Source organism: Rhodococcus sp. A14 (assembly GCF_011603105.1).
GTDB classification, from domain to species: Bacteria; Actinomycetota; Actinomycetes; order Mycobacteriales; family Mycobacteriaceae; genus Rhodococcus_F; species Rhodococcus_F opacus.
On sequence record NZ_JAAOQS010000030.1, the window covers coordinates 1 to 24,216 of the forward strand.

21 protein-coding genes and 1 pseudogene are annotated in these 24,216 nt (G+C 68.0%); 11 read left to right on the forward strand and 11 right to left on the reverse strand.

All coding sequences use genetic code 11. The features are described from left to right. Positions 1-143 precede the first annotated feature (143 nt). Genes G9373_RS17650 through G9373_RS17660 form a run of 3 tightly spaced genes read left to right on the forward strand, consistent with a single transcriptional unit; the run spans position 144 to position 2,243 of the window. The gene (locus tag G9373_RS17650) at positions 144-623 is read left to right on the forward strand and encodes a MarR family transcriptional regulator (protein WP_005254880.1); all 480 of its coding nucleotides are present in this window, start codon (positions 144-146) and stop codon (positions 621-623) included. Continuing rightward, complete coding sequence (locus tag G9373_RS17655) at positions 620-1,465, forward strand: ATP-binding cassette domain-containing protein (protein ID WP_133986100.1); 846 nt, start codon at positions 620-622, stop codon at positions 1,463-1,465. The genes G9373_RS17650 and G9373_RS17655 overlap by 4 nt, the downstream gene beginning before the upstream one ends. Then, positions 1,425-2,243: an ABC transporter permease gene (locus tag G9373_RS17660; RefSeq protein WP_167116019.1), complete on the forward strand. Its 819-nt coding sequence runs from the start codon at positions 1,425-1,427 to the stop codon at positions 2,241-2,243. The genes G9373_RS17655 and G9373_RS17660 overlap by 41 nt, the downstream gene beginning before the upstream one ends. Before the next feature lie 10 nt (positions 2,244-2,253). Here the strand turns inward: G9373_RS17660 and G9373_RS17665 are convergent, their stop codons facing one another. Genes G9373_RS17665 through G9373_RS17675 form a run of 3 tightly spaced genes read right to left on the reverse strand, consistent with a single transcriptional unit; the run spans position 2,254 to position 5,852 of the window. Beyond that, a complete protein-coding gene (locus G9373_RS17665; protein WP_133986102.1) occupies positions 2,254-3,906 on the reverse strand; it encodes a (2,3-dihydroxybenzoyl)adenylate synthase in 1,653 nt (550 codons plus the stop codon). A gap of 36 nt (positions 3,907-3,942) precedes the next feature. Continuing rightward, the gene (locus tag G9373_RS17670) at positions 3,943-4,713 is read right to left on the reverse strand and encodes an SDR family oxidoreductase (protein ID WP_133986103.1); all 771 of its coding nucleotides are present in this window, start codon (positions 4,711-4,713) and stop codon (positions 3,943-3,945) included. Continuing rightward, positions 4,710-5,852, reverse strand: coding sequence for an isochorismate synthase (locus G9373_RS17675; RefSeq protein ID WP_133986104.1), 1,143 nt, complete (start codon positions 5,850-5,852; stop codon positions 4,710-4,712). The genes G9373_RS17670 and G9373_RS17675 overlap by 4 nt, the downstream gene beginning before the upstream one ends. A gap of 262 nt (positions 5,853-6,114) precedes the next feature. Between G9373_RS17675 and G9373_RS17680 the strand changes: the two genes are divergently transcribed. From G9373_RS17680 to G9373_RS17695, 4 genes are all read left to right on the forward strand, one after another. Continuing rightward, the gene (locus G9373_RS17680) at positions 6,115-7,065 is read left to right on the forward strand and encodes an AsnC family transcriptional regulator (protein ID WP_005566409.1); all 951 of its coding nucleotides are present in this window, start codon (positions 6,115-6,117) and stop codon (positions 7,063-7,065) included. Positions 7,066-7,216: 151 nt separating this feature from the next. Then, complete coding sequence (locus tag G9373_RS17685; RefSeq protein WP_133986105.1) at positions 7,217-7,492, forward strand: hypothetical protein; 276 nt, start codon at positions 7,217-7,219, stop codon at positions 7,490-7,492. Continuing rightward, entirely contained in the window at positions 7,489-8,961 is a 1,473-nt protein-coding gene (locus G9373_RS17690) for a sodium:solute symporter family protein (RefSeq protein WP_054245746.1), read from the forward strand. Before G9373_RS17685 ends, G9373_RS17690 begins: the two co-directional genes overlap by 4 nt. Next, the gene (locus G9373_RS17695) at positions 8,958-10,394 is read left to right on the forward strand and encodes an amidase family protein (protein WP_133986106.1); all 1,437 of its coding nucleotides are present in this window, start codon (positions 8,958-8,960) and stop codon (positions 10,392-10,394) included. The genes G9373_RS17690 and G9373_RS17695 overlap by 4 nt, the downstream gene beginning before the upstream one ends. On the opposite strand, the pseudogene pyk reads toward G9373_RS17695, so the two are convergent. The 4 genes and pseudogenes from pyk to G9373_RS17715 all read right to left on the reverse strand — a co-directional run bounded on the left by pyk (position 10,381) and on the right by G9373_RS17715 (position 15,704). Beyond that, a pseudogene (gene pyk / locus G9373_RS17700) lies at positions 10,381-11,851 on the reverse strand (pyruvate kinase). The gene G9373_RS17695 and the pseudogene pyk sit on opposite strands and share 14 nt — an antisense overlap. Next, positions 11,848-12,978 (reverse strand): glycerate kinase, encoded by a 1,131-nt coding sequence (locus tag G9373_RS17705; protein WP_054245744.1) that lies wholly within the window; start codon positions 12,976-12,978, stop codon positions 11,848-11,850. The pseudogene pyk and the gene G9373_RS17705 overlap by 4 nt, the downstream one beginning before the upstream one ends. A gap of 34 nt (positions 12,979-13,012) precedes the next feature. Continuing rightward, positions 13,013-14,479: a C4-dicarboxylate transporter DctA gene (gene dctA, locus G9373_RS17710; RefSeq protein WP_133986107.1), complete on the reverse strand. Its 1,467-nt coding sequence runs from the start codon at positions 14,477-14,479 to the stop codon at positions 13,013-13,015. 130 nt (positions 14,480-14,609) lie between these two features. Beyond that, positions 14,610-15,704: a tartrate dehydrogenase gene (locus tag G9373_RS17715; protein ID WP_054245742.1), complete on the reverse strand. Its 1,095-nt coding sequence runs from the start codon at positions 15,702-15,704 to the stop codon at positions 14,610-14,612. A 213-nt stretch (positions 15,705-15,917) separates the two neighbouring features. Here G9373_RS17715 and G9373_RS17720 point away from each other — a divergent pair, with 213 nt between their 5' ends. The 3 genes from G9373_RS17720 to G9373_RS17730 all read left to right on the forward strand — a co-directional run bounded on the left by G9373_RS17720 (position 15,918) and on the right by G9373_RS17730 (position 18,947). Continuing rightward, the gene (locus tag G9373_RS17720; RefSeq protein WP_005566421.1) at positions 15,918-16,850 is read left to right on the forward strand and encodes a LysR family transcriptional regulator; all 933 of its coding nucleotides are present in this window, start codon (positions 15,918-15,920) and stop codon (positions 16,848-16,850) included. Positions 16,851-17,057: 207 nt separating this feature from the next. After that, positions 17,058-17,384 (forward strand): amphi-Trp domain-containing protein, encoded by a 327-nt coding sequence (locus G9373_RS17725; protein WP_005254847.1) that lies wholly within the window; start codon positions 17,058-17,060, stop codon positions 17,382-17,384. Between the two features lie 150 nt (positions 17,385-17,534). Further along, on the forward strand, positions 17,535-18,947 hold the full coding sequence (locus G9373_RS17730) for a DUF2252 domain-containing protein (RefSeq protein ID WP_054245739.1): 1,413 nt from the start codon (positions 17,535-17,537) through the stop codon (positions 18,945-18,947). A 63-nt stretch (positions 18,948-19,010) separates the two neighbouring features. Here the strand turns inward: G9373_RS17730 and G9373_RS17735 are convergent, their stop codons facing one another. From G9373_RS17735 to G9373_RS17750, 4 genes are read right to left on the reverse strand one after another with little or no spacing between them, the layout of a single operon-like run. Beyond that, positions 19,011-19,607: a DUF1129 domain-containing protein gene (locus tag G9373_RS17735; RefSeq protein WP_240482695.1), complete on the reverse strand. Its 597-nt coding sequence runs from the start codon at positions 19,605-19,607 to the stop codon at positions 19,011-19,013. 56 nt (positions 19,608-19,663) lie between these two features. Next, the gene (locus tag G9373_RS17740) at positions 19,664-20,407 is read right to left on the reverse strand and encodes a hypothetical protein (RefSeq protein ID WP_054245765.1); all 744 of its coding nucleotides are present in this window, start codon (positions 20,405-20,407) and stop codon (positions 19,664-19,666) included. 40 nt (positions 20,408-20,447) lie between these two features. Then, the gene (locus G9373_RS17745) at positions 20,448-21,488 is read right to left on the reverse strand and encodes a D-2-hydroxyacid dehydrogenase (RefSeq protein ID WP_005566430.1); all 1,041 of its coding nucleotides are present in this window, start codon (positions 21,486-21,488) and stop codon (positions 20,448-20,450) included. Next, complete coding sequence (locus tag G9373_RS17750; RefSeq protein ID WP_005254841.1) at positions 21,485-22,942, reverse strand: MDR family MFS transporter; 1,458 nt, start codon at positions 22,940-22,942, stop codon at positions 21,485-21,487. Before G9373_RS17750 ends, G9373_RS17745 begins: the two co-directional genes overlap by 4 nt. Positions 22,943-23,330: 388 nt before the next feature. Here G9373_RS17750 and G9373_RS17760 point away from each other — a divergent pair, with 388 nt between their 5' ends. Beyond that, a complete protein-coding gene (locus tag G9373_RS17760) occupies positions 23,331-24,215 on the forward strand; it encodes a phosphoribosylaminoimidazolesuccinocarboxamide synthase (RefSeq protein ID WP_005566431.1) in 885 nt (294 codons plus the stop codon). The last annotated feature ends 1 nt before the right edge of the window (position 24,216 follow it).

Here is a 24,216-nt window from a genome sequence, read left to right on the forward strand (position 1 = left end):
GGGGAGGTCGGGGCGGGTATGCCAGGCGAACAGGACCAGGCACATGCAGACGTCTCCTCGTCACCTCGATCATCCGAACTCGGTGTGCATGCCCGAGCGTAGCTGCCCTCGAAATACCTCTGAAACAGAGCTATATTGAATCCATGGCACAGAACGAGGCGCCTGCCGAACAGCTCTTCGCCGCAATCGGATTGCTGCGCCGGCACACGCGCCGTCGGGTCGGGCGGCCGTGGCCGGAGACACCGTTGACGGGGTCGCAGGTGGAGTTGGTGCGGCTGCTCCGCCGCAGGCCCGGCACGTCCGTGGCGGAAGCCGCGGCGGCCCTGGGCCTCGCGGCGAACACCGTCTCCACCCTCGTGCGGCAACTCACCGACGCCGGGCTGGTCGAACGGGTGCGGGACGAGTCCGACCGTCGCGTCGCCCGCTTGGCGCTCACCGACGAGGCACGATCGCAGGTCGAGCGTTGGCGCGACCGCCGCAACATCGAGGTCGCCGCCGCATTCGACGGACTGAGTGCCGAGGACAGGCAGGCCATCGAATCCGCCATACCCGCCATCACCCGCCTCGCCGGAGCGCTTCACCCGGATCAGGCCGGGCCGAGCGATCAGGAGGTCGTCAGATGATGTTTCGCAGGGCGCAGACCGCCGCACGACAGCGGCCGGCCCACGAGGCGCTGGCACTGTCGCACGTGACCTACTCGTTCGGGGACTATACCGCGGTGAAGGACCTGAGCCTCGTGATCGAGGCGGGGGAGTGCTTCGGCCTTCTCGGCCCCAACGGGGCGGGGAAGACCACCACGATCCGACTGCTCAACACGCTTCTTCCGCTGCAGGACGGCGACGTGAGCATCTTCGGGTACGACGTGCGCACCCAGGCGATGGCCGTTCGACGGCTGCTCGGGTATGTGCCGCAACAGTTGTCGATCGAAGGCGCGCTCACCGCCCGTGAGAACGTGTCCTGGTTCGCCCGCCTCTACGACGTACCCCGGTCCGAACGGCGGCGCCGGGTGGACGAGGTACTGGAGATGGTGGACCTCGCCGACGTCGCCGACCGGGTGGCGTCGAGTTTCTCGGGCGGCATGGTCCGGCGCCTCGAACTCGCGCAGGCGTTGGTCAACCGGCCGTCGTTGCTGGTGCTCGACGAACCGACGGTCGGGCTGGATCCGGTGGCGCGGGATTCGGTGTGGACCCGCGTCACCGAGATGCAGAAGCAGTACGGGATGACGGTCCTGCTCACCACCCACTACATGGAAGAGGCCGAGGCATTGTGTGATCGGGTCGCGTTGATGCACCGCGGCGAACTGCGGGCGGTCGGTTCCCCGTCGGGGCTCGTCGCCGAACTGGGGCCCGACACGACGCTCGATGACGTCTTCCGCCACTTCACCGGTGACAGTCTCACCGCCGACGAGAAGGGAGGGCTCCGGGATGTCCGTAGCGCCCGCCGCACTGCCCGCCGTCTGGGCTGAACCGCCGACCCGGGGTGTGCTCCGGTTGTCGTCGCGGATCGTCACGTTCTGTCTGGTCGAGCTGCAGAAACTCCGCCACGACCGCACCGAGTTGGTGACCCGGGCGATCCAGCCGATCCTGTGGCTGGTCATCTTCGGGGAGACGTTCAGCCGCGTCCGCGCGATCCCGACCGGCGACGTCCCCTACCTGGACTACCTGGCACCGGGCATCATCGCCCAGTCGGCGCTCTTCGTCGCGATCTTCTACGGCATCCAGATCATCTGGGAACGCGACGCAGGGGTCTTGACCAAGCTGCTCGTGACACCCACGCCGCGGGCGGCTCTCGTGACGGGCAAGGCGTTCGCGGCCGGCGTCCGCGCGGTCGCCCAGGCTGTGGTCGTCGTGGTCGTGGCTGCGCTGCTCGGGGTCGGGATGACGTGGAATCCGGTGCGTCTTCTGGGTGTCGTCGCGGTCGTGGTGCTGGGCGCGGCGTTCTTCTCGTGCCTGTCGGTGGCCATCGCCGGGGTGGTGCTCAAACGTGACCGGCTGATGGGGATCGGCCAGGCGATCACGATGCCGCTGTTCTTCACGTCGAACGCGCTGTACCCGGTGGAACTCATGCCGGGGTGGGTTCAGGCGATCAGCCGCGTGAACCCCCTGAGTTACGAGGTTTCCGCACTCAGGGGGCTGCTGATCGGCCAGCCCACGAACTACTGGCTGGACTTCGGGGTGCTCGTGGCAGCCGCGGTGCTCGGGATCGCCGTCGCGTCCGCGCTGTTGGGGCGACTGTCCCGATAGCCGGGTCGGGTCACGAGGTCACGAACGTCTTCTCCAGTGCCCGCCGCAGATCGGACTTGCTGATCTTGCCGACCCCGGTGACCGGGAACTCGTCGACGAACACCACCTTGTCCGGCACCTTGTAGTCGGCGAGTCCGCGGTCGCGGACGAACTTCTTGAGTTCGACGGCCTTCGGCTGCCCACCTTGCACCACGACGAACGCGCAACTCCGTTCGCCGAGATACGGGTCGGGCATCGACACCACCGCGACGTCGGCGACGGCGGGGTGTGCGAGCAGATGGTTCTCGACCTCTTCCGCGGCCACCTTCTCGCCGCCGCGGTTGATCTGATCCTTCGCGCGGCCCTCGACGACGAGGTAGCCGTCGTCCGTGAGCCGGACGATGTCGCCGGTGCGGTAGAAGCCGTCCTCGGTGAAGGCCGTCGAATTGTGTTCGGGAGCCCGGTAATACCCACGAATGGTGTACGGACCGCGGGTGAGCAGATGACCGGACGTGCCGTTCGGGACGGGTTCGCCCCGGTCGTCGACGACCCGGATCTCGTCGTCGGGGCTGATCGGTCTGCCCTGGGTGGTGACGATCGTGTCTTCCGGGTCGTCGAGCCGCGTGTAGTTGACGAGTCCCTCCGCCATCCCGAAGACCTGCTGCAGCGTGCACCCGAGTTCGGGACGCACCCGCTTCGCGGCCTCGGCGCTGAACTTGGCACCGCCCACCTGCAGCACCTCGAGGCTCGAGAGGTCCCGTTCCGTGCGACCACTGGCGGCCAGCCAGGCCAACGCGAGCGGCGGCACCAGAGACGCAATCGTGACGCCCTCCTTCTCGATGAGCGCGAACGCGGTGTCGGGGCTCGGATCCGGTGCGAGCACCACGCGACCACCGGCGTGCAGCACGCCGAGGATGCCCGGTGAGCTCATCGGAAAGTTGTGCGCCGCAGGCAGAACGACGAGCATGCGGGTGCTCTCGTCGACGCCGCAGATGCGGTCCGACTCGCGCACCGAGTACAGGTAGTCGGTGTGGGTGCGCGGGATCAGCTTCGACACCCCGGTGGTCCCGCCCGAGAGCTGCAGGAACGCCACGGATTCCGGACCCACCGCCGGCCCGTCCGAGATCGGTTCCGCCGCCCGCAGTTCGTCGAGTGACGTGAACTCCTCCGCGTCCCCGGCCACGATGATCCTGGGCGGATTCTCGGCCGAGGCCACCACGTCGCGGGCAAGTGTGCGGTAGTCGAATCCGGCGTGCGTATCGGTGACGACGTAGGCCGCGGCGTCGGTGAAGCTGCAGAAGTAGGAGATCTCCTGGACGCGGTGCGCGGGCAGCGCGAACACCGGCAGTGCACCGAGCCGGAAGACCGCGAAGATCACCTCGACGTACTCGACGATGTTCGGCAACTGCACCACGACCCGGTCGCCGGGCTGCACCCCCGACGACTGCAGCCCGGCGGCGAGCCGGTCGGCGCGGTCGGACAGTTCCCGGTAGGTGAGGGCGCGGTCCGCCCCGGACGCGTCCGGTCCGGTCACGGCGATCGCGTCCCCGAATTGCTCGGCGCGGGCGCCCAGGAACTGCTGGAACGTCTCGTCCGTCCAGTACCCGGCGTCACGGTAGCGTGCGGCGAGGTCGGCGGGGTAGCCGACGGTGGTCTCCAGGGGAGCGCGAACGCTCGTGGTCATCGAAAGTCCTTTCACGGGCACGGCTGTCCGGGGTCGTCAGGCTCGGAGGGTAGCGCCGCCGTCGACGTAGAGCGCCTGCATGGTGATGTGACGTGCCCGATCCGACAGGAGGAACTCGACGGCGTCCGCGATGTCGGCGGCGTCGGCGATGCGGCCCAGCGGGATACCGACCTTGAACGAGCCCAGGTCTCCGTCGATCGCTCCGCGTGCTCCGGCGTCGTCGGCGGGATCCGACCACAGCGACCGCTGCATCGCGGTGTCCGTCGAGCCGGGGGCGACGATGTTGGCGCGGATCCCGTATTCGGCGAGTTCGAGGCCGAGTACCCGGACGATCATCGAGACGGCGGCCTTGGACGCGCCGTACGCGCCCATTCCGGTGCGGGGGACGCCAGCGGCGTTGGAACCGACCACGACGATGGAACCGGCTGCACGCTCGCGCATTCCGGTGCCGACCGCCCGCAGCACGTTGACGAGGCCGGTGACGTTGACGTCGAACACGCGCTGCCAGCTCTCGGGGTCGGCGTCGAGAACGGAGCCGGTCTCGAGGACACCCGCCACGTGCGCGAGTGCGGTGATGGGTCCGTGCTCGTCCTCGATCCGGCGGACGGTGTCGGTGACGGCGGCGGTGTCGCGGATGTCGGTGACGGCGGTGCCGAGCGGCGGAGTGTCGAGCAGTGCGGCGGTGGCGGCGAGGCCGTCGGCATCACGATCGAGCAGTACCAGGCGGTGGCCGGACCGCGACAGCGTGACGGCCGTGGCCCGTCCGATGCCCTGGGCCGCCCCGACGACCAGTGTCGTGCCGCTCATCGGGTGAGTCCCAGTGCGGCGAGGACGGTGCCCAGTTTGGTTGTGGTCTCGGCGAGTTCGTCGTCCGGTTCGGAGGCGGCGACGATGCCGCCGCCGGCGTACGCCGTGACGGTGGTGCGGTCGGCGTCGATCTGCGCGCACCGGATGGTGACCATCCATTCGCCGTCACCGTCGGCGTCGGCCCAGCCCACGGCGCCGGCGTAGAAGCCGCGGTCGCCCTCGAGTTCGCCGATCAGCGCACGCGCGGCGGCGGTGGGGGTGCCGCACACGGCCGGGGTCGGGTGCGCGGCGACGGCGAGGTCCAGTGCGGTCACCGAGCGGTCCCGCAGTCGTCCCGACACGGGTGTGCCGAGATGCCACAGTTGCGGTGTGCTGGTGAGGGTGGGCCGGTCGGGGATGTCGAGTTCGGTGCAGAACGGTTCGAGGCTCGCGCGCAGAGCCTCGACGACGAGGGCGTGTTCGCGCAGATTCTTCTCCGACGCCGCGAGGTTCTCCGCGGTCAGCCTGTCGATCTCGGGATCGGGGTGCCGGGGAGCGGATCCGGCGAGCGGATGGCAGGTCACGGTGTCGCCGCGGCGACGGATGAGCACCTCGGGACTCGAGCCGACGAGCTGCCGTCCCGACCAGCCGGTGCCCGCGGCGCTCAGATCGACGCTGAAGCCGTTGCCGCCGAGGTCGTTCGCGACGAGTTGCGCGAGCAGTGCGTGCGGATGCAGCGGTCCGTCGGCGTGCAGGACGACCGATCGGGCGAGCACCACCTTGTGGAGTGCGGCCTCGGGCTCTCGCAGCAGGTGAATGGCGGCGGTGACCCGGGCGACGTGCTCGTCCTCCGGGGGAATCGACTCGCCGGCGCGTACGTGTGGAAGGGCCTGCCGACGAGGGGACCAGCTTCGCGGGTGGTGACGCAGCGTCTGTGGTGCGATCAGCGCGGCGGGATGTGACGGGTCGAAGGCGAGCGCGCCGACCACCGACGTCGCGGTGCCGCTCCGCAGGGCCGCGGCGGCGTCGCGGGCGGAGTCGTAACCGGTGCGGATGCCGTCGGCGATCACGGTGCCGTGCGGGCGGGAGAGAACGAACGGCGCGCCCGGCGGGAGGTCCACCGAAGTCTCTGCGGACTCGGCAACGGCCGTCGACTGCATATGCGATCACCTTTCGTAGCGGACAACTGCGGTGCGCGTGGCGATGCGCACCGTCACGTTCAGACCATATACGGTTAGCCTAACCTTTGATGGTTCAGCGTGTCCGCCTGCGGTTCTGGTGCGAGGCGTATTCCGTTGCAGACCAGCAGTTTCGAGTCACGACGCGCGGGCCCGATATCACCTGCGAACAGGTCTGGATTCTCGCCACCACCGACTGGCCTACCATCGCATGCACACGTTGCATGGAGGGCAGGCGGCTTCAATGACCGAACGCAGGTTCTCGCTCGATCAGCGGATCGTCGCCGCCCTCCAGGTCGACGGGAGATGTTCCTGGAGCCGAATTGCCCAGGCGCTCGGCGAACCCGAGCGGAACGTGACCCGGCACGGCATCGCGCTCCTCGAGTCCGGGCGGGTGGCGGTCACCGCCGTCGCGAACAGCGGCGGCACCGCGATCGTGCGCCTCCAGTGCTCCCCGGGAACGGTGCGGGTGGCGGCGAGCGCCCTCGCTCAGCGCAGCGACTGCATCTTCGTGTACATCCTCACCGGCACCGCCGACTGTGTGGCCGAGATCCACGTGTCCCGGGATCGCCTCCCGAAGCTCGTCATGGACGAACTCCCCGCGACGATGGGCGTCGTCCGAAGCTGGACCGACCCGGTGCTGCGGTACTTCCGCACGGTCCGCGAATGGGAGGCCGGGGTGCTGACCCCCGCCGAGAAGGACGCGATCGGCGGGGTGTCGCCTCCGGCGACCTTCCTCACGGACCTGGAACGCGGCACCCGGGATCCCGTCGACCGGACGATCATCCGCGAGCTGATGCAGAACGGGCGGGTGGGCACCACGGCGCTCGCCCGGACCGCGGGTGTCTCCGAGGCGACGGCCCGGCGACGTGTCCAGTCGCTGCTCACCGAGGGTGCGATCAGCCTCCGGGTGGTGGTGGATCCTGCCCTGTTCGGGCTGCGTGCCGAGGCGATGCTGTTCATCAAGACCCAGCGCAACCGGATCGAACCGCTCGTGCGGGGGATGCTCGAGATGCCGTACGTGCGGTACGCCGCCGGCACGGCGGGCGAGTACCAGGTGGTCGCGAACATCGCCGCGCCGGACGAGTCGGTGCTCTACGACTACATCACGACCGCGCCGTGGGTGGCGGACGCGGCGGCCCTGGAAACCAACATGGTGGTGCAGGCGGTCAAACGCAGCGGACGGACAATGTGACGGATTTCGACATCGGACCGCCCCTCCGGCGCGCCTGATTGCGATCTCCGACATGCTGGTGGCCGATTTCGCCGAACCTCGTACAGCGGTTGAGTGCTGTGATCCGCACCACGCATGCTTCCTCTACTCCCCGGATGGAAGAAGGAACAGCATGCAACGAGACGCCATTCTCGGGGCGATCGAGGATTCGCCGCAGCGCCGCTGGCTGCTGCTCGTCCCGGTCGCCCCGGTGCTCGCACTCCTCACCGCCGTGTGGCTGCCGTTTGTGAACACGGCCGATCTGTGGCTGGGGATGCCCCGGCTGCTCGTCTGGTGCTCGGCCTGGGTGCTCCTGCTGCTGCCCGCGCTGGCGGCGGTGGAGTTCGGCCTCGTCCGGCCGCACGAGGAGCGGAGCGACGACCTCCAGCTCGAGGAGGCGACGCTATGACGAACTCAGCTCTGTGGATCACGCTGGCCGGCATGATCGGATTGGCCGTGATCGCGGTCGGTGGACGCCGGAAACGCGCTCAGAACCTGAGTGAGTGGACGGTCGGCAAACGGAACTTCGGTGTGGTCACCAGTTTCTTCCTGCAGGCCGGTGAATCGTTCACCACGTTCACGTTCCTCGGTGTCGCCGGTATCGCGTTCACCGCGGGCATCGGCGCCACCTACGCCATCCCGTACATCCCGCTCGGCTACGTGGCCCTGTATTTCATCGGACCGCGAATCTGGAAACTCAGCAAGGACCGCGGATACATCACCCAGGCCGACTTCTTCGCGGACCGGTACCGCAGCCCGCTCCTCGGCCGGCTGGTCGCCCTGTGCGGCATCATCTTCCTGCTGCCGTACCTGCAGTTGCAGATCACCGGCCTCGGCCTGATCGTCCGACTCGTCACGGGCAGCGCGAGTTCGGGCACTCTGAGCATGATCGTCGCGACCGTCCTCGTCGTCGGGTTCGTGCTGTGGGCCGGCATTCACGGCCTCGCGCGCACCGCCTATGTCAAGGACGTCCTGATCCTGCTCGCCGTCGTGGTGCTGTCGATCGTGATCCCGTTGCACTTCGCCGGTGGCATCGGCGACGTGTTCGGCCAGATCGCCCAGACCCACAGCGAGATGCTGACCGTGAACCCCGGTGACTACGACAAGGTCTGGTGGACCACGAGCCTGCTGATCTCCGCGATCGGCTGCGGGTTCCTCACCACCCCGCACCTCTGGCCGCCGCTGCTGGCCGCAAAGAACGGTCGAGTGATCCGCTCCAACAACACTTTTCTGCCGATGTACCAGGTGGTCATGATTCTTCCGATCATGCTGGGCTTCGTCGGGATCCTCGCACTGAATCCCAATACCAGCAGTAACGCCGTCCTGCTCACGCTGGCCGGGGGAGCGCTGCCGAACTGGGCGCTCGGACTGATCGCGATCGCCGCGGCCTCCGCCGCGATGCTGCCTGCCGGCGCCATCTGCATCGGCATCTCGACGCTGGCGTCGCACAACCTGGTGAAGATCGAAAGCGAGCGCACGAAGCTTCGGTTCAACCACCTGGTCGTGATCGCCGCTGCCACCATGGCCCTCGTGCTCGGCCTGACGCGCCCCGATCTGCTGGCCAACCTGTTGCTGCTCACGTTCGGTGGTCTCAGCCAGCTCGCCCCCGGTCTGGCGCTGGCTCTGCCCGAGAAGCCGTTGCTCGCCAAGCAATCCGTGTTCGCCGGTCTCGTCGTGGGAATGCTCACCGTCATCGTGATGACCGTCTTCGAACTGAACCTCGCCAACATCGACGCCGGCATCTGCGGCCTGGTCCTCAACCTCGCGGTGATCGCCGTCGTGGAGGCCGTCGTCCGCGCCACCCGTCCCCGCACCCCGGCCCCCGCGTCGTCGGAAGACCTTCCCGCCACCACCCCGATCCTGGAGACCTCGAAATGACCATCGATCACTACTCGACCGCGCGAGAGATGCTCGCCGCACTCCGTCGCAAGGACATCTCGGCCCGCGAGCTGCTCGACCTGCACACGGACCGGATCGCGCGGGTGAATCCGACGGTCAACGCGCTCGTCAGCCTCGACCTGGACCGCGCGCACTCCACCGCTGCCGCCGCCGACGCACAGACGGCCGCCGGAACCCCGGTGGGGCCGCTGCACGGACTGCCGTTCGCGTTCAAGGACACTCACGACGTCGCCGGTTTCCCCACCGTCGCCGGCTCGCCGCTCCTCGTCGACAACGTGCCCGAGACCAGTGAGCTGATCGCCGAACGCGTCATCGCGGCCGGCGCCGTCACGATCGGCAAGTCCAATGTCCCCGAATTCGCAGCCGGCTCGCACACGTTCAACCCCGTCTTCGGGACCACCACCAACCCGTACGACCCCACCAAGAGTGCGGGTGGCTCGAGCGGCGGCGCCGCGTCCGCGCTCGGCGCGGGACTCGTCGCGCTCGCCGACGGCAGCGACATGGGCGGTTCGCTGCGCAACCCGGCGTCGTTCTGCAACGTCGTCGGATTGCGCCCCACTCCGGGCCGTGTGCCGTGCTGGCCGAACAGCGCGCCCTGGGACGCACTCGTGACGCAGGGACCGATGGCCCGGAACGTCGACGACCTGGAACTGCTGCTATCGGTGATCTCCGGACCCGACGCGCGCATCCGCAGTTCGCTCAGCGCCGATGCCCTCGCGCCGCGTCTCGGTGTCGCCGGCCTGCAGGGTCTGCGCGTCGCGGTGTCCGCGGATCTGAACGGCATCTTCCCCGTGGATGCGCCGGTCCGCGAGATCCACGACCGGCAGTCCTCGATCTTCGCCGCCGCGGGTGCGGTGGTGGCCGAGGACGCACCGTCGATTCCCGACGCCGAGTGGGTGTTCCGCACCCTGCGGGCGTGGCGGTTCAAGATCGACCTCGGTGACCGCGCCGACGCCACCCCCGATCTGCTGAAGCCGTCGCTGCTCGACAACATCCGGCAGGCAGACCGGCTCTCCGCCGACGACGTCGCGAAAGCCATGGTGGCGCAGGCGGAGATCCAGCATCGCGCCGTCGAATTCTTCACCCACCACGACATCCTGGTGATGCCCGTGTCGCAGGTGCTCCCGTTCGACGCCGAACTCGAGTACCCGGCAGCGGTCGACGGCCGTCGCTGCGACGACTACCTCGACTGGATGACGTCGGCGTTGACCGTGACGGTGCTGGGTTGCCCCGCGATCTCCGTTCCCGCCGGATTCAGCGCCGACGGTCTGCCGGTCGGCGTGCAGATCGTCGCGGCCCCGGGCAACGACCTGTTCCTGCTCGACGTGGCACGGGCCTACGAGCAGCTGAACCCCGTCGGAGCCACGCGTCCGCACCTCCTCGAGAGGGCAGCAGCCTCTAGTTCTTCGTGAAGTCGTCCTCACCGACCCGGTGGACGTGGATGAGGTTGGTGGATCCGACGGTGTGCGGGGGTGAGCCGGCGACGATGACGACGAGGTCGCCGTGCCGGTAGCGGCCCAGTCGGAGGAGGGCGGTGTCGACCTGGCGGATCATCTCGTCGGTCGATTCGACCGGGTCGACGAGGAAGGTTTCGGTGCCCTAGGTGAGGGCGAGTTCGTTGCGCACCTGGGGTAGCGGGGTGAATGCCAGCAGTGGCAGCGGGGTGTGGAGCCGGGCGAGTCGTCGCACGGTGTCCCCGGACTGGGTGAACGCGACCAGCGCGGTGGCGTTCAGGCGTTCGCCGATGTCGCGGGCGGCGAACGAGAGAACCCCGCCGTGGGTGCGGGGAGTGTGGGTGAGGGCGGGGACGGTGGTGGATTGGTGTTCGACGGCGGAGAGGATCCGCGCCATCGTCGCGACCGTCTCGGTCGGGTAGGCGCCGACGGAGGTTTCACCGGACAGCATTACCGCGTCGGCGCCGTCGAGGATCGCGTTGGCCACATCCGATGCCTCGGCTCGGGTGGGCCGGGAATTGTCGATCATCGACTCGAGCATCTGGGTGGCGACGATCACCGGTCGGGCGTTCTCCCGGGCGATCTGCACGATCCGTTTCTGCACCAGCGGCCTCCACCCCGAGGTCGCCGCGCGCGACCATGACCGCGTCGAAGGCCCGCACGATCGCCTCGATGTCGTCGACGGCTTCGGGTTTTTCGATCTTCGCGATCACCGGGACCCGGCGGCCGATCCGGTCCATCACCTCGTGGACGCGGTCGATGTCGGTGGGGGCGCGCACGAACGACAGGGCGATCAGGTCGACCCCGAGGCGTAGGGCGAATTCGAGGTCGTCGATGTCCTTGTCCGACAGCGCCGGGACGGACACGTTCATCCCAGGCAGGGAAACGCCCTTGTTGTTGCTGATCGGGCCGCCCTCGGTCACCCGGCACACCACGTCATTGCGGTCGATGTCGGTGATGGTCAGTGCGATCTTGCCGTCGTCGACCAGCAGTCGGTCACCGGCGCGTGCGTCCTGGGCGAGGTGGGTGTAGGTGGTCGAGACCCGGTCGTGGGTGCCCGCGCAGTCCTCGACGGTGATCCGGACCTGTTCGCCGGTCGCCCACACGGTCGCGCCGTCGGTGAAGCGGCCGAGGCGGATCTTCGGTCCCTGCAGGTCCGCGAGGATTCCGACGGCTCGGCCGGTGCTGTCGGCTGCGGCGCGGACGCGGCGGTAGTTGGCTTCGTGGTCGGTGTGGTCGCCGTGACTGAAATTCAGTCGGGCGATGTCCATCCCGGTTTCGACGAGACTGCGGGTGCGTTCGTCCGTGGCGGTAGCGGGCCCGAGCGTGCAGACGATCTTCGCCCGGCGAGGCGACAGCAGCGACGCCGAGTCGACATCGGCAGCGAGTGGCGAGTGGATGTCGGTGAGAGTCATCGTGGTCCTTCGTTGTGCAGAAGCGAGCCCCGGCCGATGTCACGCCCGATGCGGGTGAGGAGTTCGCCGGTCAGCTCCGGGTCGGCGGCGGTGTTCCGGTCGGTGTAGTCGCCGAGGGAATGGATGTACTCGAAACCGGCAGGAGCCCAATACTTCCGGGACAGAGTGCTACGGCCGGCGACGGCGATCACCGGGACCGGATGGGCGCGGCGGGCCAGGACCGCGAGCAGTTTGCCGTGTTCGGTCTGCTCGTCGATGCTGCCCTCGCCGGTGATCACCAGGTTCATTCCTGCGAGACAGCCGTCGAAATCGAGTAGGTCGAGGAAGTATTCGGCGCCGGAGACCATGCGCGCGCCGAGCAGCATGGCGGCGAATCCGATCCCACCGGCACTGCCGGCGCCGGGGGAGTCGGCCACCGCACGCGCCTGAGGGTAGCCGCTGCGGGTGAACACCTCGACGAGGTTGTCGAGGCCGGAGTCGAGGTAGCGCACGTCCGCTTCGGTGGCGCCTTTCTGCGGGCCGTACACGGCGGCGGCGCCGTGCGGTCCGGTCAGCGGGTTGGTGACGTCGCCGGCGATCACGATCTCGATTCCGGACAGGTTCACCGCGCGGGAGGAATCGATCGTCGCGACCTCGGGAAGGGTTCGCCCGCACGCCCGCAGGGGTCGTCCCGTGCTGTCGGAGAAGGTGAACCCGAGGGCGGCGAGCATCCCCGTTCCGCCGTCGGTACCGGCGCTGCCGCCGAGGGCGAGGACGAGGCGGCGCGGGTGGTGGCGGCGGGCGTGCCCGATGGCCTGGCCGAATCCGAGGCTGGAGGCGTCGAGGGGAGCGGTGCGCCCGCTGGGGAGGGTGGCCAGTCCGCAAGTGTTGGCGACTTCGACCACCGCGGTGGTGCCGTTGACGGCGATGCGTCCGCGCTGGGGTGTTCCCCTTGCGCCGGCGACCGTGACGGGGTGCGGAGTGAATCCGACCGCCACCGCCGCGTCGACGCTGCCGTCGCCTCCGTCGGCGAGAGGAAGTCGCCTGCTGTCGATTCCCGCCGAAGCGAGGCCGGCCGAGAGATGTTCGGCGACAGCTGCTGCGGAGAGCGAGCCCTTGAACTTGTCCGGGGCAACCAGAACCCTCATCGGCCTTCCTTTCTCGTGTGCAGTGCGGATGCGGTCATCGCTGTGTGGAGTGCGCGGGCGTCGTCGCCGCGGGGTCGAGCCGTTCGTGGTCGATGTGGACAGCGTCCGGTTCCCCGATCATGTGGTGGTGCTTGTCTCGTGGTTCCTGTTCCAGGATCTCCATGTCGAAGTCGTTCTCGACGTCACCGTCGGGTGGGGGAAGGACTTCGCCGGAGAAGACGCGGCGGGCACGGTCGACGTCGAGTTCGTGGTTCCATTTGGCGACGAACAGGGTGGCGACGGCGTTGCCGATGAAGTTCACCAGGGCGCGGCATTCGGACATGAACTTGTCGATACCGAAGATGAGCATGATGCCGGCCGCGGGGATGGTGCCAAGGGTGCTCAATGTTGCTGTCAGCGCGATGAACCCGCCTCCGGCGACACCTGCGGCCCCCTTGGAGGTGAGGAGCATGACGCCGAGGAGGCCGAGCTGCTGCGGAATCGTCAGGTCGGTGTTGGTGGCCTGCGCGATGTACAGCGCGGCGAGCGAGAGGTAGATGGCTGCCCCGTCGAGGTTGAAACTGTAGCCGGTGGGCACGACGAGACCGACGGTGGTCTTCTTGACGCCGGCGTACTCCAGCTTGCGCATCAGACCGGGCAGCGCGGGCTCGGCAGTGGAGGTGCCGAGAATGAGCAGGAGTTCTTCCTTGAAGAAGCCGAGCATCCGGAAGATGTTGAGCCGCAGGTACGCCATGACCGATCCGAGGACCACGAAGACGAAGAACGCGGACGTGACGTAGAACAGCAGGATCAGGCTGCCGAGGCTGGTGAGGGTGGAGACACCGTACTTGCCGATGGCGAAGGCCATGGCGCCGAACGCACCGAGGGGTGCGAGCTTCATGATGAAGCTCAGGACCTTGAAGACCACCGCGGTGAGGCGTTCGACGGCATCCCGGATCGGTGCGGCGATCTGGCCCACCGCGTTGATGGCGACACCGAAGATGACGGCGAGGAAGATGACCTGGAGGATGTCGCCCTCGACGAACGGGCCGAACACGCTGTCCGGGACCAGGTGGGTGATGAACTCCCACCACTGCTTCTCTTCACCGGTCTGAATCAGTTTGTTGGCGGAGTCGGTCGTTTCCAGCGAGGCGGCGTCGGCATTCACCCCGTCGCCGAGGCGGAAGACGTTGATCGCGACGAGACCGGTGAGCAGCGCGAGGATGGTCCCGACCTGGAAGTAGGTCAGCGCCTTGATTCCCGTCAGCCCGACCTTCTTCAGATCCGCGACACTCGCGATGCCGCCGACGATCGTCAGGAACACGATCGGGCAGATCAGCATCTTCATCGCGGTGATGAAGGTGGTGCCGATCGGCTCCATCGCCTCGCCGGTGTCCGGCCAGAGCCACCCGACCAGGATGCCGAGCACGATCGCGATGAGAACCCAGAAGTACAGTTGCCTGTACCAAGGTTTCTTCACAGTCGCCGGTTGGTAACTCGCTGCGCTGCTTGGTGTTTCCATGACATTCACCTCGGGTGAGAGTGTTCAGGTGTGAAGACGGGGGTGGCCGAGAGTTACCGACCGTTCGAGGGGTGGGCCCCGACCCGGCAGATCCTGCCGAGTCGGGCCGGCTGTGAACTGTGGATGGCGGTCAGGCCGGGGTCAGCGCGGTCTGCAGCGCGTGCACGATCGCCTCGGTGACGGCGTCGGTGTCCGACGAGCCGCCGATGTCGCGGGTCAGTGCTCCGCTCGCGGTGGCGGCCTCGATGGCGGCTTCGACACGGCGGGCCTCGTCGTGCAGCCCGAAGTGGTCGAGCATCAGGGCGGCGCTGGCGATCGCGCCGATCGGGTTGCTGATGCCCTGGCCCGCGATGTCGGGTGCGGAACCGTGAACGGGTTCGAACATGCTCGGGAAGCGGCGCTCCGGGTTGAGGTTCGCGCTCGCCGCGATACCGAGGCTTCCCGCCAGCGCGGAGCCGAGGTCGGAGAGGATGTCGGCGTTGAGATTCGACGCCACCACCACGGACAGATCCTCCGGGTGCAGGATGAACTTGGCACTCATGGCGTCGACGAGGACGCTCTCGGTCGCGACGTCGGGGTAGTCGAGGGCGACGCGGTTGAAGACCTCGTCCCACAGGACCATGCCGTACTGCTGGGCGTTGGACTTGGTGACGCTGGACACCTTCTTCACGGTGCGGGTGCGGGCCAGGTCGAACGCGAACCGCATGATGCGCTCGCAGCCCTTCTCGGTGAACAGCGCGGTCTGCAGTGCGACCTCGTTGCCCGGACCGCGACCGCTGAGGTTACGTCCGCCGAGGCCGGCGTACTCGCCCTCGCTGTTCTCCCGGACGACGACCCAGTCGAGTTCGGTGTCGTCGGCCTTGCGCAGCGGCGACTGCACGCCGGGCAGGAACCTCACCGGGCGGACGTTGGCCCACTGGTCGAAGTTCTGGGTGATGTTGAGCCGCAACCCCCACAGGCTGATGTGGTCGGGGACGTTCTCCCATCCGACCGCACCGAAGTAGATGGCGTCGAATGCCTGCAGGGTGTCGAGGCCGTCGTCGGCCATCATCTTCCCGGTCTGCTCGTAATACCCGCATCCCCAGGGAAATTCTTCCCACTCGAAGGCGAAACGCCCACCGGACTGTTCTGCGAGGACGTCGAGCACGCGCCGTCCGGCAGCGACGACCTCCTTGCCGACGCCGTCGGCGGGGATCGATGCAATCGTGAACGTCTGCGGTGCCATGTCGTTGCCTCCATCGTGTTGTGCTCGTCACAGTGTGTGATGCATTCATTAACCCGTCACAATCACGCAGCGTCCATGACCAAGAGTCGATCCGGCTTATAGGTTTCACCTAATCGAGTCGTGTTTTCGCAGGTAGAGTGAGTGTCCACGCGGCGGTCGCCGAGAGCACCGCTCGAGGGTTCGGCCGCACATCGACGGGAATGAGGGGTTCGGATGGACGCGCGTCAGTTGCGGTACTTCCTGGCTGTGGTCGACCAGGGAGGCATCAACCGCGCAGCGGAAACACTGCTGATCGCGCAGCCCTCGCTCTCCCAGTCGATATCCGCGCTCGAGCGTGAACTCGGGGTACCGCTCTTTCACCGCGTCGGACGCAGGCTGGTGCTCAGCGACGCCGGCGAAACGCTCGTCGGTCCGGCCCGCGTGGTGTTGCGCGATCTCGAGGATGCGAAGGCATCCGTCGATGCGCTGAAAGGGCTCCGCGCCGGTCGCGTGGACCTGATCACGATGCCGTCACCCGGGATCGAACCCCTCACCACGATCCTCACCAGCTTCAGCCGCACCTATCCATCGGTCACCGTCAATGCCGAGGCGGCATTCACCCCCGAAGAGGTGCTCCATGCCGTGCGCACCGGCGTATGCGAAGTCGGGATCCTGGGTTCACCCGCTGCGGTGCGTGCCCCCGAACTCGACGTCGTCGCACTCGAAAGCCAGCCGCTGATCCTCATCTCCGGGCCGGGCGCCGAGACGCCGAGCCGCCCGGAGATTCGGAGATCGGAACTGTCCGGATTTCGACTCATCGTCTCGCAGCGCGGATCGTTGATGCGAACCCTCGTCGACGAGGTCCTCGCCAGCGGCGTCGCAGCCACCATCGTCGCCGAGGTCGCCCACCGAACCTCGATCCTGCCGATGGTCCTCAGCGGATTCGGGCAGGCTGTCATGCCGTCGTCGTGGGCGCCGTCGGCCCGGCAGTCCGGCGCCACCGTGCACCGCATCGTCCCCGAGTCCTACTTGCACATCGCCGCCGTCTGCCGGCGAACCCATCTCACGCCACCCGCGCGGACGCTCATGGACGAGGCACGAAAGTACGCAGAACGCACACCGGCAGCCTGGGATGCGCCCGCAGCGGAGAGCCCGCACATCTCCTGAATGACAGTCGTGCCCCTACTCCGTGATGGATCGAGGATCGAGACACTCCGCCGTTCTTCGATCGCCCCGGCGGATGCTTGTGCAATTGCCGATCCGGGGACGGAGCCCCGTATTTCGGCCACCGGGTGGTTTGTTCTCGGTTCGATCCGGCAACCGGTCGCGCGGCAGTTACGGTGATGAGACACTGCCCCGAGGTCAGGAGTCGCCGTGCCCAAGCTGGAGATCAAGAGGAAGTCCGAGCTCTCCCGGAAAGAGGTGTCCGACCGGCTCATCGCGCTCGGACAGGCCCTCGCGAGTGGCTCCGAGGTGGAGCTGGGCTCGGGTGGCGACTCGATCGAAATCGTCGTCGCCGACCGGGTCCGGTGGGAGCTCGAGATAGAGGTCGACGGCGACGAGACCGAGATCGAAATCGAAATCAGTTGGCGGGACGATCCGTCCGAAGAGTCGACCGCCGACGCGGAACCGGAAACGGCGAGTCCGCCACCGGTCAAGACCGCGCGTCGTGGGCGGCCCCGCAAGAGCACCGCCAAGTGATCCGCACGTAGCGCGTCTGAATCGTCACCCGGCGGACCTGCGCTGCATTCGGACTCCACTGCCGAAACGTTGTGCTGCCAATACCCTCCGACCGGCGGAAAATTGGCGGTAACCAGGCCATATCGCGTCACTCGAGGAAGGCAGACAACCATGTCCGCGGAACACGACGAACCGGTGGCACATCCGAGCCGGACCGAGCGCGCACAACGAGGGGCGGACGCCCGCCGAGACACCCCGCCGGCTGCGCTCGCGGAACACCGTGTAGCCGATCGGCGCGACCCTGTGGGCCTCCTCGAGAAGCAGGCGACGGAGAGAGTCGCGGAACTCGTTCCGATCCGGTACGGGCGCATGGCGGCGACGGCCTTCGCCTTCTACCGCGGCGGCGCCGCGATCATGGCCGACGATCTGTCCCACTCGCCTACCACGGGCCTGCGCACGCAGCTCTGCGGCGACGCGCACCTGAGTAACTTCGGAATCTTCGCCACCCCGGAACGTCGGCTGGCATTCGACATCAACGACTTCGACGAGACACATCCCGGTCCTTTCGAATGGGACGTCAAACGCCTCGTCGCGAGCCTCGCGATCGCGGCGCAGGAGAACGGCTTCAGCAGCAAGAAGACCAGGAACATCACCCGTGCCTGCGCCGCCGAATACCGCGAAACCATGGCCAGTCAGGCGCAACTGGGAAACCTGGGCGTCTGGTACTCCCACATCGAGCCCACAGCGGAACTCGTGGGGCTTCGAGACGAGCTGGACAAGTCGCAGAGGAAACGCGCTCGCACAGCTCTGGAGAAGGCGCGCCGCCGGGACAGCGTCCAAGCGCTCTCCAAGCTGACCGCCGTCGTCGACGGGGAGAGGCGGATCATCAGCAACCCGCCTCTGCTGGTGCCGGTCGAGGAGTTGTATGCGGGCGAAGACCTCGAATCGTTGTACCGAGACCTACGGCATCGCCTGAACGTGTATGTGCAGTCTCTGCGGTGGGACCACCGCGTGCTCTACGACCAGTTCCGGATGATTCAAATTGCCCGCAAGGTGGTCGGGGTCGGCAGTGTGGGCACCCGCACCTGGATCATTCTGATGCTGGGCGCTGACGAAGACGATCCGCTGTTTCTGCAGGTGAAGGAGGCGGGTCCGTCCGTGCTGTCGAGTTACGTCGACGGCCCGTCCTTCGCTGCCGAGGGCGAGCGAGTGGTCAGCGGACAGCGGCTGATGCAGGCCGCGAGCGACATCTTCCTGGGCTGGGAACGTGGCGCGGGCCCCGACGGCGTCGAGCGGGACTTCTACGTGCGCCAACTGCGGGACGGCAAGGGTTCGGCGGTGGTCGAATCCCAGACACCCACCGTCATGATGCTGTACGGGCGATTGTGTGCACGGGTCCTCGCCTATGCGCACGCGCGGGCCGGCGACCGGATCGCGATCGCCGCCTACCTCGGGGACGACACCGAATTCGATCATGCGATAGCGGAATTCGCCGAAACGTACGCAGAGCAGAACACCCGAGACCATGCTGCCCTCCTCGAGGCCATCACGGGGGCCCGCATCGTCGCGGCTACCGGATTCTGAACAGAGACGTCCCGGGACCGTCCGGTCGTACGCCCGCCCACACGACCGGTGGACCGGCACGGTTCAGAAGATCTGGACGAAGCGGTACCAGTCGGATTCGATGTGCTGATATCCGATCTCACCGTCACGCTCGGGTGGGCCGATCTTGTCGGTGCCGCCCGGCAGCTGAGCGACTCCGACAAGATTGACCAGGCCGCCTTCGAGGTAGAAGTGGCACCCGGTGTCGAGCGGCTCGACGCGCCAGGTGTCGTACAGGCCGATCCGCTGGTCGTCGGACGACGGTGTGCACGCCTGCGCGTATGCGGTCAGTTCGCCCACCGACAGCCGCCACCCGAGGTCGGAAGGCACACCGAAGAATACGAGGGTCGCGGTCAGAGCCACCATGGCCGGCGCAAGGCAGATGCGTCGATCCCACCGGTACCGCCCCAGCTGCACGCCGGCGAGGATCAGCCACACGGCACCGAGAATGAGCAGGGCGAAACCAGCCAGCACGACGTACGGGAAGACCGGGTCGATCGGAATCGTGATCACCAGCGTCGCAGCGCAGACGAACGCGACGAGGGCGGTGAGGACGATCCCGGTCGCCGACCGCCACCACCGCGGCGTGTCCGTCCGGCGGCGCGCAGTGCGTTGCGTCGACTGTGCGTCGCGGGCGTCCATCAGGGGTCTCCGTTCGCCGGCGCTCTCCGAGAGGTGGTCAGGTCGGTGACCTCCCGTCAGGCTCGGGTGGGCGGTGGACCGCCGAAGCCGCGGAGGTCGCGGGCGGTGGTGCCGGGTTCGAAAGTGCTGCCGCCGGGCCCGAATCGTCCGATCACGGTGTGCCGGCTGTCCCAGAGCACCCCGCGGGTGGGGAGGGCCCACCGGCTGGAGAACGCGGACGCGTCGTCCCCGTCGTCCACGGATGGGTCGTGCGCCGAAGCGATGTGCGCGGCGTAGGCGCGCAGCGCGACCGCGAAGGCGTTGGGTTCGCGGCCGGCGTCGAGGAAATGCGCTCGGTCGCCGCACTGCGGGCAGTGCCACGACGCGCGGTCGCATCCGCCGGCGAGGCCGACGGCCGGTGGTTCGTCTCCGGGCGGACCGACGGTGCGATACGCGTCGAACGGGTCGGGCTGCTCGATCCGATCGGGCGCCTGCCGTGCCGCTGCAACCATGTCCCGCCAGGCGGCGTGCACGTCGAAACCCCCGAGCATCAGCACCTCTTCGGGCATCGGGCCGATGAACGGGGAACCCGCGCACAGCACCCGGCTGTGGTCGTGGGCGTGGCTGTACTTCGGGTCGAGAGCCCGGGCGTGCCGCATCTGCTGCACGCGCACGGTGATCGCGAGCCCGTGCCATTCGCGTCCGCAGTGCGGGCACGGGTCCTGGTTCACGTTCGAGTCGTGCCCGGATCGGTGGTCGTGGTTCGCGAGTTGGTCGTGTACGAGCCGGTCGATCCGGTCGACGAGGTCACGGTCGGTCATGGTGGATACCCACGGTAGCGGCTGCGGCCGCTCTGTGCGGTCAGTATCCCGCGTCGAAGTCGAACTCGTTGATCAGCGTGGCGTCACCCGACAGGTAGCGTCCGAGGTTCTCGACGAACAGATCGACGATCTTCGCGTTCTCGGACGGCACGTTGGCGGCGCTGTGCGGGCTGAGGATGACGTTGTCGGCCGTCCACAACGGCGAATCGTCTCGGAGGGGTTCGGTGGTGGTGACGTCCAGGACCGCCCCGCCCAGCCGTCCCGTCGACAGTGCTTCTGCGAGAGCGTCTTCGTCGATGATCGGTCCCCGTCCGAGATTGACGACCAGTGCGCCGTCGGGGAGGGCGGCGAGTTCCCGGCGTCCGATCAGTCCACGAGTGTCGTCGGTGAGGGCGCAGGAGATCACGAGGATGTCCGCGGCGGGCAGGTGCTCGGCGATCCGGTCCGTGGTGGTCATGCTGTCGAAAGGGGCGCCTGCGGGGCGCGGGGTGCGGGCCACCCCGCTTGCGGTGACGGAGAAGCACCGGAGGAGTTCCGCTGTGCGCGAGCCGATCTTGCCGGCGCCGACGATCAGCGCGTGGCGTCCCGCGAGCTCGGTCGTTTCCTGTTTGCGCCAGGTCCGGGTCTGCCGGTCGGCGATCAGCCGGGGGAGGCCGCGTGCGAAATGAAGAATGCCGGCGAGTGCGAACTCCGCCAGCGGTTCGGCGTGGACTCCCGCGGCGGTCGTCACCGTCAGCGGAGCGCGCGACAGCCCGAATTTCTCGATCAGTTGCCCGGCGCCCGCGGACGTCGCCTGAATCCATCGCAGATTCGGCGACTGTTCGAGGGTGCGTTCGGGGTGCCGCCAGTCGAAGTCGAACATCACGTCCGCGGTCCGCAACATCGACGACCACCGGTCGTGCTCGACGGCCGTCAGATCACGCGGCACCCCGACGTGATCGCTGTGCCATCGAGGCCGGGGGAGCAGGTCGGGTGCGTACGACACCCGGACCCGAGGGTCGCTGTCAGCGATCCTGTCGACCAGGTCCTGCTCGAGATACGACGCGACGAGCACGTCGACGCACGGGTCGGGCACGGTCACTCCTTCACCGCCGGCGGTTCGGACGTCGGTGCGCTCGGCTCGGCCTCCGGCGCGGCGGCAGACTTCGGCATCGCCGCCGCGGCGACGACGAGTACGACGGCCGCGCCGAGGGCGGCCACGAACACCAGATGCAGGGCGCCGGCCAGGTCGGCCGGGGCGGGGTTGTCGGCGCCGCCCAGTCGCGCGTTGACGAGGGCGCCGAACAGGGCGACCCCCACGGCGCTGCCGATGGACCGGGCGAACATGTTGGTCGAGGTGACGACGCCGCGCTCCGACCAGTCGACGCTCGACTGCGCCGCGATGAGGGTGGGGCTCGCGACGAGACCCATGCCGCCGCCGATGACGAAGCAGCAGATCGCCACCTGCCACACCGCCGAGTCGATGGACAGGCTCAACGTGAGAGCGGTGCCCGCCACGACCAGCAGGCTGCCCGCGGTGGCCGTGACCCGGAAGCCGAAGCGCAGGTACACGCGCCCGGACTGCGACGCGGCGATCGGCCAGCCGATGGTCAGGGTGGCCAGCGCGAACCCGGCCACCAGGGCGCCCGTCCCGAGGACGCCCTGGGTGAAGGTCGGCACGTAAGTGGTCAGGCCCAGGACGATGGCCCCGACCAGCAGTGAGACAAGACTGCTCGCCGCGAGAACCCGCCGGGTGAACACCCACAGCGGCAGCACCGGTTCGGCGGCGCGCCGTTCCACGAGGACGAAGACGATGAGGAACACGACACCCGCCGCGAAGATGCCGAGGCTGATCGGGGAACTCCACGCCCAGGCCTGCCCGCCTTCGAGGAGTCCGAGGATGAGCAGTGTCGCCCCGACTGCCAGGATTCCGGCGCCGGCGTAGTCGATGGACCGCTGGGTGCGCGCCCGCTTCTCGTCGAAGTTGCGGATCAGCATCACAGCCGCGAGCAGGCAGAGAGGAATGTTGACGAAGAAGATCCACCGCCACGACAGGTACTCGGAGAACACCCCGCCGAGGGTCGGGCCGATCACCGCCGACATGCCCCACACGCTGGCCAGATAGCCCTGGGCCTTGGCGCGTTCGGCGAGGGTGTAGATGTCTCCGGCGATGGTCATGCTCATCGGCTGGACGGCCCCGGCGCCGAGACCCTGCACCGCGCGGAACGCGATGAGAGCGGGCATGCTCCACGCGATCCCGCACAGCACCGAGCCGACGCCGAACAATGCGATGCCCAGGAGCATCACCGGCCTCCGGCCGAAGATGTCGGCCAGCTTGCCGTAGATCGGCACCGACACGGCCTGCGTGAGCAGGTAGATCGAGAACAGCCACGGGAACTGGGAGAAACCGCCGAGGTCCCCGACGATGGTGAAGACGGCGGTGGAGATGATGGTCGCATCGAGCGCGACGAGCGACGTCGTGAGCATCAGTGACACGAGAATCGGTCCGCGTTCCGAACGGAACCCGACGTCGACCGGGGTCGTGTCCGTCGCCATTACGCACCCTCTCCGGTTACCGCGCTCACAAGAGTTCCTGACCAACGGTAACGACAACGGGAGACGAAGTGTTCCGCGGCTGTGCCCGCGACGCCGCTACGCGGTCGCCGAGGATCCGCGGAACGCCGCGCGGTAGGAGTGGGGGCTGGTCCCGACGACGCGCTTGAACCGGTGTCGTGGGGCCGCTGAGGAAGTCCCGCTCACCGACCCGGCGCTCGACGGGAACCGGCTCACCTGGTCGCAGTCATCACCAAGCCGCTGCGCCTCCACTTGCAGTTCGATGTCCTCGTCGAGGGTGACGAGATGACGGGGAGTCGACGGCGGGACGTCTCCCCAGCTCGAAGGTCAGCGGCCGCCGGTCGGTGCCCGACCGATAGGCTGGGTCACCGTGCGCCCCTCACTCGATTCATACGCCCATCTGGCCGGTGGCAAGGTCCGCGACCTCTACACGATCGACGACGAGCACCTTCTGTTGGTCGCGAGCGACCGGATCTCCGCCTACGACCACGTCCTCAGCACCCCGATCCCGGACAAGGGGCGGGTGCTCACCGCGATGAGCGTCTTCTTCTTCGGCGTCCTCGGTGGCAACAACCATCTGGCCGGTGAACCCGACGACAGCCGGATCCCCGAAGAGGTTCTCGGCCGCGCGCTGGTGGTCCGGAAGCTGGACATGGTCCCCGTCGAGTGCGTGGCCCGCGGCTACCTCACGGGGTCGGGGCTGATCGACTACAACGAGACCGGCGCGGTGTGCGGCGTCGCACTGCCCGAGGGGCTGGTGGAGGCGAGCCAGCTTCCCGACCCGATCTTCACGCCCGCCAGCAAGGCCGAGCTGGGCGAGCACGACGAGAACATCAGTTTCGAGGCCGTGGTCGAGAAGGTGGGCCAGGACCTGGCCGTGAAGCTGCGCGACGACACCCTCGACATCTACGGCCGGGCGTCCAACTTCGCCGCGGACCGGGGCATCATCCTCGCCGACACCAAGCTCGAGTTCGGACTGGACCCGCAGGGCAACCTGGTTCTCGCCGACGAGGTCCTCACCCCCGACTCGTCCCGGTACTGGCCGGCCGACGGGTACGAGGCCGGGAAGGTGCAGCCGAGCTTCGACAAGCAGTTCGTCCGCAACTGGCTCACCGGCCCCGAATCCGGCTGGGACCGCGCGTCCGACACTCCGCCGCCGCCGCTGCCCGCGGAGATCGTCGAGGCGACCCGCGAGCGGTACATCGAAGCGTACGAGCGGATCTCGGGTCTGTCGTTCGCGGACTGGGTGGGCTGAG